12 protein-coding genes are annotated in these 11,223 nt (G+C 63.9%); 6 read left to right on the top strand and 6 right to left on the bottom strand.

The features are described 5' to 3' along the window. Position 1 precedes the first annotated feature (1 nt). The 3 genes from A5752_RS11475 to A5752_RS11465 are packed head-to-tail and all read left to right on the top strand — an operon-like array spanning position 2 to position 1,577. A complete protein-coding gene (locus A5752_RS11475; protein WP_353612397.1) occupies positions 2–895 on the top strand; it encodes a phage major capsid protein in 894 nt (297 codons plus the stop codon). A gap of 2 nt (positions 896–897) precedes the next feature. After that, entirely contained in the window at positions 898–1,209 is a 312-nt protein-coding gene (locus tag A5752_RS11470; protein ID WP_067085179.1) for a hypothetical protein, read from the top strand. Beyond that, the gene (locus A5752_RS11465; protein WP_067085177.1) at positions 1,206–1,577 is read left to right on the top strand and encodes a hypothetical protein; all 372 of its coding nucleotides are present in this window, start codon (positions 1,206–1,208) and stop codon (positions 1,575–1,577) included. The genes A5752_RS11470 and A5752_RS11465 overlap by 4 nt, the downstream gene beginning before the upstream one ends. Positions 1,578–1,790: 213 nt before the next feature. On the opposite strand, the gene A5752_RS11460 is transcribed toward A5752_RS11465, so the two are convergent. From A5752_RS11460 to A5752_RS11445, 4 genes are all read right to left on the bottom strand, one after another. Next, positions 1,791–3,437: a recombinase family protein gene (locus A5752_RS11460; protein WP_012394803.1), complete on the bottom strand. Its 1,647-nt coding sequence runs from the start codon at positions 3,435–3,437 to the stop codon at positions 1,791–1,793. A 186-nt stretch (positions 3,438–3,623) separates the two neighbouring features. Beyond that, the gene (locus tag A5752_RS11455) at positions 3,624–5,129 is read right to left on the bottom strand and encodes a replication initiator (protein ID WP_012394804.1); all 1,506 of its coding nucleotides are present in this window, start codon (positions 5,127–5,129) and stop codon (positions 3,624–3,626) included. Further along, positions 5,126–6,559: an FtsK/SpoIIIE domain-containing protein gene (locus A5752_RS11450; protein WP_012394805.1), complete on the bottom strand. Its 1,434-nt coding sequence runs from the start codon at positions 6,557–6,559 to the stop codon at positions 5,126–5,128. The genes A5752_RS11455 and A5752_RS11450 overlap by 4 nt, the downstream gene beginning before the upstream one ends. An 89-nt stretch (positions 6,560–6,648) precedes the next feature. Beyond that, positions 6,649–6,993, bottom strand: a complete 345-nt coding sequence (locus A5752_RS11445; protein ID WP_011893911.1) for an SCO3933 family regulatory protein — start codon at positions 6,991–6,993, stop codon at positions 6,649–6,651. Positions 6,994–7,232: 239 nt separating this feature from the next. Here A5752_RS11445 and A5752_RS11440 point away from each other — a divergent pair, with 239 nt between their 5' ends. Continuing rightward, a complete protein-coding gene (locus A5752_RS11440) occupies positions 7,233–8,051 on the top strand; it encodes a hypothetical protein (RefSeq protein WP_012394806.1) in 819 nt (272 codons plus the stop codon). A gap of 5 nt (positions 8,052–8,056) precedes the next feature. Beyond that, positions 8,057–8,524, top strand: a complete 468-nt coding sequence (locus A5752_RS11435) for an NUDIX hydrolase (RefSeq protein ID WP_012394807.1) — start codon at positions 8,057–8,059, stop codon at positions 8,522–8,524. 10 nt (positions 8,525–8,534) lie between these two features. On the opposite strand, the gene A5752_RS11430 is transcribed toward A5752_RS11435, so the two are convergent. Continuing rightward, positions 8,535–9,071: an HD domain-containing protein gene (locus A5752_RS11430; protein WP_012394808.1), complete on the bottom strand. Its 537-nt coding sequence runs from the start codon at positions 9,069–9,071 to the stop codon at positions 8,535–8,537. Between the two features lie 356 nt (positions 9,072–9,427). On the opposite strand from A5752_RS11430, the gene A5752_RS27990 reads away from it, so the two are divergent. Further along, on the top strand, positions 9,428–9,907 hold the full coding sequence (locus tag A5752_RS27990) for a transposase (RefSeq protein WP_078321963.1): 480 nt from the start codon (positions 9,428–9,430) through the stop codon (positions 9,905–9,907). Between the two features lie 136 nt (positions 9,908–10,043). Here A5752_RS27990 and A5752_RS11420 read toward each other — a convergent pair whose 3' ends face one another. Further along, complete coding sequence (locus tag A5752_RS11420) at positions 10,044–11,165, bottom strand: acyl-CoA dehydrogenase family protein (protein WP_016889182.1); 1,122 nt, start codon at positions 11,163–11,165, stop codon at positions 10,044–10,046. Positions 11,166–11,223 lie beyond the last annotated feature (58 nt).

Here is an 11,223-nt window from a genome sequence, read left to right as displayed (position 1 = left end):
TTTGGCCTGGTCGCCGAAGCATCTCCCAATCCTGTTGAAAGGCGGCCAAATAATGGCTATTGAAGTTACCAGTGGGAATACCACTCTCCTCCAGTCCGAGGTTGCATCGCTTCTGGTGCAGCCCCTTGAACAGCAGTCCACGTTCCTGTCGGCCGGCCCGACGATCCTGAACTCGGCTTCGCCGGTTCGGGTTCCGCGCATCGCGTCCGGTGTCACCGCAGGGTTCGTCTCGGAGGGCTCCCAGATCACTGATGGCTCAGTGGATTTCGACGAGGTAGAGCTCTTGCCGTCGTCGTTGAAATCGCTGAAAGTCTTGGTTCGGGTGAGCAATGAAATGATCCGCCAGTCCGTGATCGGGCTGGAAGCGGTGCTGCGGCAGCGCCTCGTCACCGACGTGTCCCATGCGCTCGACGCGGCCCTGTGGAACGGATTCGGCGCCAACGAGATCACCGGCATTCTGCAGGCTGACGGCATCGCCGAGGGATCCATCGACCTCGAGGACATCGATTCCCTGATCGACGGGATCGCCACCGCGCAGGCCAACCACGTCACCCCCACCCATTGGGCGATGAACTCGGCCACGTTCAACGCGTTCCGCAAGATCAAGGTCGGCGATACGGACGCCCGCTATGTGTTCGATCCCTCGACGGTGCAGAACGGCACCGCGTTCCAGCTGCTGGGTCTGCCGGTCATCATCACCGACAATGTCCCCGCGGTCACCGCCGCCCTGGTGGACTTCTCCAAGGTGGTTGTTGCCCGCGACGTCGACGCCGAGGTGAAGATCCTCGACCAGACCTGGGGCGACTACGACTCAGTTGGAATCCGTGTCGTGACGCGCTACGACGTGGCCCTGTTGCAGGACAAGGCCGTTACCCTGCTCACCGCCGGTACGTAAGCGTGGCGGTCGACGGCCAGACGGTCGCAGACTTCCTCGGCCAGGGCGGCGACACCACGCTTGTCGCCCTGGCGGAGGAGGTTGTGCCCGTCGTGACGGTCATGGTCAAGGCATACGTGCGGAGCAACGGGTTCACCGGCAACGTCCCGAATGATGAACTCTCGGCGGTCATCACCACCGCCTCGGCCCGCCTCGTTGCCAACCCCGAACAGCTCGATACCACCGTGGGCAATGTCGGTATCCGTGGCTGCTGGCAAGGCTGGAATCTCGCCGAAACGTACGTGTTGAACCGGTACAGAAAGCGGGCGATGTGATCCTCCACGACCGCGTTGACGTGTGGATGCAGGTCGACACCGGAGAGACGGACACACGCGGCAATCCGATCCTGGAATGGCAGAAAACCGCCGCCGCCCCGGCCGCGATCATCGCGCTCAATACCGATGCCGTGCTGACCTCCGGCCGTGATCTGGTCATCTCCCGCTACCGGGTCATCCTGGCCCCCGTGGCGAACATCCCCCCAGACATCGGCGACAAGCTGCGGCTGTCGTGGCCTAAGGGTGGACACATCGTCACCGACCCCTCGGTCAGCGGCCCCGGCCTGTACGTGGACGGCACTGTGGAGCGGCACATGCTCCGCGGCCGGCTGCACCACTACGAACTCATCACACAAAACGTGATGTAGACGGGCCGTGGCCGGGTGCCCGGTATGTCCGGTATCTCCCCCCGGCTGCGCGCCAGTGGCCCCACCCGTTGAGTGGCACGGGTGGGGCCACCCTCTTGGACACGTTTTGGACACAAACTTGCCTGAAAATCAGATAGCCAGAGTGAACTACCGTGATGTATTTCAGCAGTTCAACGCGGTTTTTACGCCCTGACCAGGTAGCTCTGTGGGGGTTCAAGTCCCCCCTCGGACACGTCCGGCGACACGACTTAAGTCGGCAGTCGCCGTGACTCGCTGAAGATGCGGGTCGTAGTCGAGGCGCAGGCCCAGGCTTGCGTATACCTGAGCGCGTTCCGCCCCGGTTGCCTCACCAAGCACTGCTGACAGCCCGCCCAATTCCTCAACCAACTCGCTGATTTGTGCGGCAGTCATGACGCGAGGTCGCTCCGCTTGCTCAAGACGGACCTTCAGCTCGTCGCGCTCGGCGGTGCGGCGGCGCAATGCAACAGTCAAATCCTCAACGGCCACACCAGACTCCACGGCGGTAACCAGAGCAGCAACCTTCGCATTCGCCTCGCTGAGCTGGCGCCGCAAGGCCGCGTAGCCAGCCCCTGCTACCGGGTCCGCGTCTTGCCCGCGTGCCAAGTCGGCCGGATCGGCCAGGGTGGCGATCCATTCGTCAAGTCGCGCAGTCACCTCATCTTCACGGAGGTAGACGGTGCGCGGGTGATCACTCAGGTCCGCGGGTACCGAACGCGACTTACCGAGCTCACAACGGTAGAGGATGCGTGTTGTTCGCTTCCCGGCGCGGGCAGCGCCCTGCATCCGCCGTCCACATGCGGCACAGAACAGCAGCCCACGCAGTGCATATGGCACTGTTGACTCTCTGCTGCAAACAAGACCGGGACCCCGCCGCGCCTGCATCCGAAGACGAACAGCCTGCGCTAGTTCGTCACGGATCAGCGCTTCATGCGTGCGGCGTTCTGGTGCGATCCAGTCGGCCTCATCACGCCACCGCATACGAGTCTCATACCCCGCAGCGACATCATCGGGGTTGACCAGAACCTCGTATTTCTCCTGCTTGCCCCAAACACGGATACCGCGGTACGCCGGGTTGTCGAGTATCGCGCGGATCGCCGAATGGGACCATCCTCGTGGGTCACGATGCCGATTCCGTGCCGGGTCGTACTGGCTCGGTGACGGTACACCATCGTCGGTGAGCCGTTGCGCGATATAGCGCAGGCCCGCTCCGTCGGCGTACATGCGGTAGATCCGCTCGACGACCGAAGATGTCGCGGGGTCGGGTTCGAGGCGGTGAAGCCGCTGCCCAAGATTGGCCTTGGCAGGGTTTGGATGCGGGCCGGCATCGACGAGCCGGTAACCGTAGGGTGGTCGACCACCGAGATATCTGGCGGTGTCGTGCGCGAGTGCTGACATCGCCGTACGGACGCGCATCTGGATTCGAGCGCGCTCTCCCTTGCTCATGCCGCCGAACAGAGTCATCACCAGGTCGTGTGCCTCGGAGCCGGGATCGACCGCTCCGCCGACCTCGGGTACCCACAGGCCAACTCCGTAGTGCGTGAGGACAGGGAAGGTGAGCGCGAACTGCGGCCCGTAGAACGCACGGGCGGGTTCCCCAATCACTACGGCATCAAAGCTACGGTCCCGACAAGCGACATCAGCAAGCAGACGTGACGCCTCTGGCCTGCGCTTCCACGGCAGTGAACGGCTCTGTCCCACATCGAAGTAGTCGGCGGCGATGAATCCGCCGTGCGGAGTGATCAGGTCCATGGCACGCCGCTTCTGCCAGCTGCGGCTCGCCTCCGGGTCTTGAGCGTCCTCCGTGCTCACTCGGCCATAGAAGGCGAACCTCAGGCTCACGCCACTCCCCTCCCTGATCCAAGCATCCGGTCCCGCACAGCCATTATCACGTGTACCAGCGCGCGGTTGGCCTCGGACGGAAGTCGATATTGGTTGGGCACAACAATTTCAACACCCCCCTCTGACACCGTCGGCGCATCGGGACGAGCGTCACACCCGGAGCGAGCACGTGCTGCTCGGGACCTGTCAGCCATCGCTTCCCCCTGGCGGATCCCATTGTTGATTGCGGGCTTGGCCACGGACTTCGATCAGTCCGATGCGGCGGGTGTGGATGTGTTGGACGGCCGCGGAGTAGATGAGGGTCCGGTCGCCGAGGCTGGTGGGGCCGGCACGATCGAATTCCCATGCCACCAGATCATCGCCATCGGTGGAGTCGAGGCCGAGATCATGTTGGTGCGCAGTGCTTTTTAAACGTTGTTCACGGGTCCAGGCCGCGCGACGTTCGCGCAGCGCGGTCATCGTGGTGGAATAGCGGCGGGATTTGCTGGTGATGTGGCCCCGGTAGCCCAGGGTGTGCAGCCACCGACCGACACCGGCCAGTCCCTTATCGGCGAGTTGGCTGATGGCGGTCAGGATCGCCCGAACGTGGTCGCAGACATCGAGGTCAGCGATGGCCTCGGTGGAGATGCGTCGCGCGCTGATCCCGACGTCAGCTAAGGATTTGGTGACGTATTTCGCGAGGTAGCGAGCTACGCGGCGGCCTGGAAGAACCCCGCCGTGTGGTGAATCCTCCTGCACAGCAGAGCCGTCCGTGCCGGCGTGCCGGTTGTCGATGGGTTGGGTGTCGACTTGTGTGCCGAACCTGATCACCCGTGTCGCTGTATTTGAGGATGAGTCGGTGACCGTCACGGCCACGGTTCGAACGGCCTGTTGGATGATGGTGGCCAGTTCGGTTGCCGCAAGGGGCGCATGCCAGTCATGACCGCCAGAGTCATCGCTGTCGGGCGGGTCGAGGCGGATCAGGGCATGAATGTGCGGGATGAGCCGGGCTTGCAGTTCGACGACTTTGATGAAGCTGACCTGCACCGCATCCGGGTCGGCGCCCGAAGCACGTAGCTCTCGGCGCAGTGTGCGTCGCAGGGTGATGGTGAAGCGTCGCCACAGTTCGGGCAGGTGCCATGTGAACAGGACATGCCCGGTGTAGTCGTAGCAGTCCGCGCAGATCGGCTGTCCCGCATAGATATCACCTTCGCCGTGGGTTGTGCTGCACCACAGTGGTTTTCCATGCGGGCATCGGCGGTAGCCGCCAGTGTGGTGGTGGTCGCGACACACACGCTGCTTCTTGTCGCCTGCACGCGCGGCGGCGTGAACAGGCCCGTAGCTAGGTGCGGTGAGGGTGACGAACACCTGCGGACGATCGGCCACTGCTGCGGGGATGTTGTGGTGGCCGCCGGCGGTGCCAGCGTGCACGAGCTGCCACGTGTCGCGGGCGTACAGGTCTGAGCACGATGGGCATACCTGTGCGCGGCGGTTGTTGCACCGTGTCCACACCACCCGATCGCGGCCTATCTCGTCGGTACCTCTGAGTTGGATGGGGTGGGCGCAGAAGCCAACAGATTCCGCGCGCCGCCACCACGATTCGAACCCCGTCGAGGACGCGCGGCGCACCATCTGATCCACCACCGCATTGGTGTCGATCGAGCCGGGAACCCCGGGCAACACCAGCGTGGGGGCTGTCGTTGCAGTAGTCACCGTTGACCCCGGGCGGTGTCGGTGCGCCCGCTGTTGGACTGGTTGGTTCGGGTCGCGGCACGAGGTGGCCGGAATCGTGCTGCCAGAGTGGCGATGTCGTGGTCGGCGACGTGAAATGCCCGTACCCGCACCGGTTGGGCCGTGCCATCGATCATCATGTAGCCCACACCGGGAGTGGTGTCGGGGATGTGATCGCAGTCGGCCCCCGCGTCGCGGGCGCCCTGGCCCAAAACCATGGTGGTTTGGGTGGCTTCGGTCAACCGCAACCCGATTCGCACGGTAAACAGCTGCCGCACCGGCAGGGTGTCTTTGGCCGGATCTTGCACCGCTGCCACCACCGAAATGCCGACGGCCCGGCCTTGGGAGAGCAGCAGGCCCAACAGCTGTTCAATTTCGCTGCGCACCTTGCGGTCGGTCACATACGCAGTCAGCGCGGCGATCTCATCGATCACCACCACGAATAACGGCTCAGTCGGAGTCGGGGTGTGCATGCGCGTCTTGCCCCGTAACCGATTGGCGCGGGCGTGCATCACCTCCACTAGTTGCCGCAGCAGGTACAGGGTGGTGCCAGTGGCGTCGTGGGTGAACACCGTGAACATGGGTGCTCCGGCGCCCAGTTCCATGCCGCCTTTCGGGTCGATGACGCAGAGCCGCACTTGTCCGGTTTTCACGGCGGGGGCGAGGCCAGCGATCAGTGACCACAACACTGAACCTTTCCCCGCGCCGGTCGCGCCAGCCACGAGCAGGTGGTGGCCAAGCAGAGGTAGGTGCCACCAGTGGCGGGTTTCGGTGATCCCGACCCGCACCGACCCCACATCCACCGCAGTCGCCGTCGTGGGCATGGGCAGGGCAATCGGGTCGGCCAGCACGTCGCCGCGCATCAGGGTGATGCGTAGCTCTCCGGGCGCGGTCGCGCGGATGGCGATCCGGTCGGCACGCCAGGCGGCGGCTAGCGCCTCGGATTGCTTGTGCCAATCAGCCAGGGAGTGGCCGGTGACCACTCGCAGCGCCAGGACGTCGGTCGTCTTGCCGATGCGCACCGACTGCAAGGTCGGCACCAAGGTGCGTTCGCCAAGTGTGGCGGTCAGGCCGTGCAGGGTGCACACCGATTGCCAGGTGCGGGTGTAGCGCGACCAGGTCAACCAGCGCCGCCGCACCGGCTCGGTGACCCATCCGTGAAACGATCGCGGGTCCAGCCACGCCCAGCCCGCATACGCGGCAGCGAAAGCAATACCGATGATCAGACCCGCGCGTGAGCCATGGGTAATGGCCATCGCCACGCTGGCGATGATCGGGATGCTGATGGCCGGGAACAGGACCGCCCACCACAGCAGATACCCGGCCGCTTTGAACAGTGAGAGGATGAGGTCGGTGATCCAGTCGTCGTCGTTGGATTGAGAGTTCTTGCTGTTTTTGTAGTTTGATGCCATGACAGGCGTCCCTCTGGTGAGTGAATGGTCGATAGCAGCTCACGTGCTGGGGCGCGACACCCACGAGCGCCGCGCCCCAGCAAATGGGGTTATTTCTGCGCGCGGGACGCTTGATCGCTCGGCGCAGCCGCGGGGTTGGTGGGGGTGATGGCGTCGGCACGGAACGCCACGCCGCTGCGATCACCTTGAGCCCAAGGGATAGCAACCAGACCCGCGACTGAAACAGGTTGGGTGACTGTCACTTTCGGATCCCCGGCGACGGTGACGTTGAGCACTTCACCACCGGTGTCATCCAACGCCAACAGCTGCGCGGCATACAGTGGCACGCCGGTGGCGGTGTCCACTTTTGGGCTGCCGGTCTCGAAGTTCAGCCGCGGCTCGGCCGCTCGGGTGACGATGAACCGTGTGCCTGATGTGTCGATTCTTAAACGCATTGTCCCGCTGTTCCTTTCGTGATCTGTTTGCGCCCGTTGCGGCGCTGGGCTCAGTTCACGTGGACATCGCGGACGTAGCGAGGGACGTTGGCAGGCATTGCCGACACTGCCGCAGACATTTCGGACACGACAGGGACATGCCCGTGGGCATCGGACGGGCATCACCGCCGCGGGGCGGCGGCAGTCGCATGGCAAACTAGGAACCACGCGCTGAGGATGGACAGGGATGACACGGAAAGATGTGCGCTGAGACGACGGGCGATCAGGACGGCGACGCCGAGGCCGCCACGATCCCCAACGATCGCCTCACCCAACGGCTGCACGCCAAGGGACTCTCCCCACAGAGGTTCGCCACTGCGGTGGGCGTGGATATCAAGACGGTGCGCCGCTGGCTGGCCAACATCGACTACAACGTCCGCGAGGACAACGCCCGCCGCGCCGCTAAGCTGCTTGGCTGCACACCGCACAACCTGTGGCCCAACCAGTATCCTGCCCCTACCGCGAGCGCGCTGGCGACGACGTCGCTGGGTGGTCCGTTCACCGCGACGCTGTATGCCAGCCGCACCCAGCTGCCGATCACGACGTGGCAGCAGCATTTCGGCGACGCCACCACCGGCATCGACATCCTCGTCCTGGCGGCCACGTTCCTGTTTGACACCCTCGACGGCTTCCTCGACATTCTGCTCGACGCCGCCGCCCGCGGTGTGGCGGTGCGGTTTCTCGTCGGGGATCCTGACACTGCCACCACGATCCTGCGCGGCAAGGAGGAAGGCATCGGCGAGGCCGTCATCGCCCGCTGCCGCACGTCCGTGGAGTTGCTCGCCCCGCATGCCGATACCCCGGGGCTGGATATCCGCACCCACGACACCACGCTCTACACGTCGATCTTCCGGGTCGACGACGCCATGATCGTCAACTTCCACATCTACGGCTCACCCGGGCGCAACAACCCCGTGCTTGTGCTGTCGCGCCACCACGAACCACGGCTCTGGGCCACCCTCGAAGACGCTTTCACCCAGGTCTGGGATCGCGCCAGACCGCTCAGCGCGAAAGGCTGAACCCTATGCGAACCGACTACTACAACGACCCCAACGCCCCGCTGCCCAACAGCGTCGTTCCGTCAGCCTCGGCCATCGTCACCGACGAACAGGGTCGTATCCTGCTGATCAAACGCCGCGACAACACCCTGTGGGCGCTACCCGGCGGCGGACACGACATCGGCGAAACGATTGCCGACACCGCCGTCCGGGAAGTCAAAGAGGAAACCGGGCTCGACATTGAAGTCACCGGCCTTGTCGGTGTCTACACCAACCCGCAGCATGTCGTCGCGTTCACCGATGGCGAAGTCCGCCAACAGTTCTCTCTGTCCTTCACCACCAAGGTTCTCGGCGGTACCCTGGCCATCGATCACGAAAGCACCGACATCGCCTGGACCGATCCCGACGACATCCCCAATCTGGACATGCACCCGTCGATGCGACTGCGCATCGAGCACTACCTGCAACACCGCGACAGCCCCTACCTCGGCTAACCGGCTGGGTTTACAGCCAATCGCGTACCCGTCGGACCGCCGCCAACAGTTCGTCGCGCCCCGCGTCGACCGCGCGGTGCACCGGGTCCTCGGGTCCATAGCGGCCCAACACCTCGATCAATCGATCTCGCGGTGATACCGGCGCCCCGTCCGGCCCGGTCGTCAGATCGCAAAAGGTCAACACATCCAGAACATCGCTGGGCGGATCGCTGAACGCCGCTAAACCTGACAAGCCGCGCTCGGCAGCTTCCGCGTGCGCCCCAGTATGGAACGCCACCAGGGAGGCGACCAGCTCCCGAAAACCCGCCGCCCGGGCAAACTCTGCGCCATCGAGCGGATGAAACCCGGTCCGGCGCAACGACGGTGCGTAGCCGATATCGTGCAGCCACGCCGCTGCCACCAAAGAGTCCGCTGTCTGGGCATCGAACCGCCGACTCAGCCGCTCGGCAGTCGTCGCGACACCCCGCACATGCGCCAACCGCCGCAGCTGCCCCACCAGTCGCGTCTCGGCCTCTCGCCGTGCACGCTGCGCCAGCATCCCGCTCACAACCGCCATCCTACGAGTCCCATCGCCATGGCGCAGACCCGCAACTGATGCTCAGCGGAGCCCGGGCCGCCATAGCCCGCGAGGAACCGGCGGCTACCTGCGGGCTTCGCTACACTCCCTCTGCTCCCGTCCGCTGGCGCTCCCGTCCGCGCCGCTCGCTACGCTTCGCCCTCCGTCCGCCGCCACACAAGCTTGCACACGACGACGAGCGCTGTACATCTCAACGGCCACGGCATCCTGGCACCACGACAAGCCAGGACTGTCCTCGCTCCTCGCCGCATCGAGACGCCGCGGGCAGCAGGCGCGACCAACGCCCGCCTGACCGCCGCTGGCCTGCGATGTGAGAACTTTCTTTACTGCTATCAAGTCGATGGCGGCACGTTGCCACCAGCTCGACACCGCAGCCGCCCGACTCGAACGCCACGTCGACACCATCACCGCCACCGCCGCACCCGAGCTACAGCGTCGGGCCCGACACCGCTGCCACGCTGCTGACCGCCCTCGGCGACAACCCCGCTCGGATCGGCAGCGACGCCGCTTTCGCCAAACTCTGCGGGGTCAGCCCACTGGAAGCCTCCAGCGGCAAAACGATCCGCCACCGGCTCAATTGGGGAGGCAATCGCGACGCCAACCGTGCCCTGCACGTCATCCTGGTGGTGCGCATGCGCCGTCACCAGCCCACCCGCGACTACTTCGTTCACCGCCTGGCCGAAGGCAAAACCAAGAACGAGATCATGCGCTGCATCAAGCGTACATCGCCCGCGAGATCTACCACGCCCTCCGCCAACCCAGCAGAAGAACCAACGAACTCATTGCCTGAAGAACTCATTGCCTGAAGATAGGAGCATCTGGTATCAACTCCCGAAGGGCACCCGATCCGCAATGTCCACCCATTTCGTGGCGATATGGCACCTCTGTAGATGCCATCAATCCTCCCAGGTGAGTAATGTGCAGGTGGCTAATCGTTCAGGGTCATAGGGAACGCGAGATGATTTCCTTCATCACCTCATTTGTGCCGGCGTAGATTTTCTGCACGCGCTGGTCCACCCACAATCTCGAGATGGGGTACTCGGTCATGTACCCATATCCGCCGTGGAGCTGCAAACAGTCATCGAGCACCTTCATCGCTCGCTCAGTGGTCCACCATTTCGCCATGGCGACGGTCTGGACGTCGAGTTGGCCCGCGAGGTGTAGGTCGATGCAGTAGTCCAAAAATACTCGTGCGATGCGCGTTTCGGTTGCAGCTTCGGCCAAGATGAATTTCGTGTTCTGGAAGCCGAAGACGGGCCGTCCGAACGCTTCCCGCTCACGGGTGTATTTGAGTGTCTGCTCCACGGCAAGTTCCATCGCCGCGACCGCCCCAACCGCGACGATGAGCCGCTCTTGAGGTAGCTGCGTCATCAGCTGAATGAAACCCTGACCCTCGGTCTCGCCCAGGAGGTGCGAGCGGGGCACTCTTACGTCGTCGAAGAACAACTCGGAGGTGTCTTGTCCGCGTTGGCCGATTTTGTCGAGGACCTTGCCGCGCCGGAATCCGGGTCGATCGGCTTCGGCGACGATCAGCGAGATGCCGGCGGCGCCCTGACTTGGATCTGTCTTGGCGACGACGATGATCAGGTCGGCTTGCTGACCGTTGGTGATGAAGGTCTTTGCGCCGGTGATCACGTACTCGTCACCGTCAAGAATTGCTTTGGTCTTGACACTCTGCAGATCAGAACCGGTCCCTGGCTCCGTCATGGCGATAGCACCGATCATTTCGCCTGAGGCCATCTTGGGCAGCCACTGCCTCCGTAGTTCTTCGGCCGCATACTGGAGGATGTAGTGCGCGACGATTCCGCTGTGCAGCCCTGCGCCCCATGAGCTGTCCCCGACTCGGGCTTGCTCTTCGAGTACGACGGCTTCGTGCGCGAATGTGCCGCCTCCCCCGCCGTATTCTTCGGGTATGGACATGCAGAGCAGGCCTAGTTCGCCGGCTTTGTGCCACAATTCTCGGTCAACTTGGTGCTGGTCTGCGAAACGTTGCGCATGTGGGGCCAATTCGGTCGAGAAGAACTTCGCGGCAAGGTCACGAAGCTCGAGCAATTCGGCGCTCATCCAGGGAGAAATTGATGCTGTCACAGGATTCCCTCTCGGCTGTTCAATATCAATGGGT

This window comes from Mycobacterium sp. 852002-51961_SCH5331710, assembly GCF_001665535.1.
Lineage (GTDB): Bacteria > Actinomycetota > Actinomycetes > Mycobacteriales > Mycobacteriaceae > Mycobacterium.
This window is presented reverse-complemented; position numbering and strand designations above follow the sequence as displayed.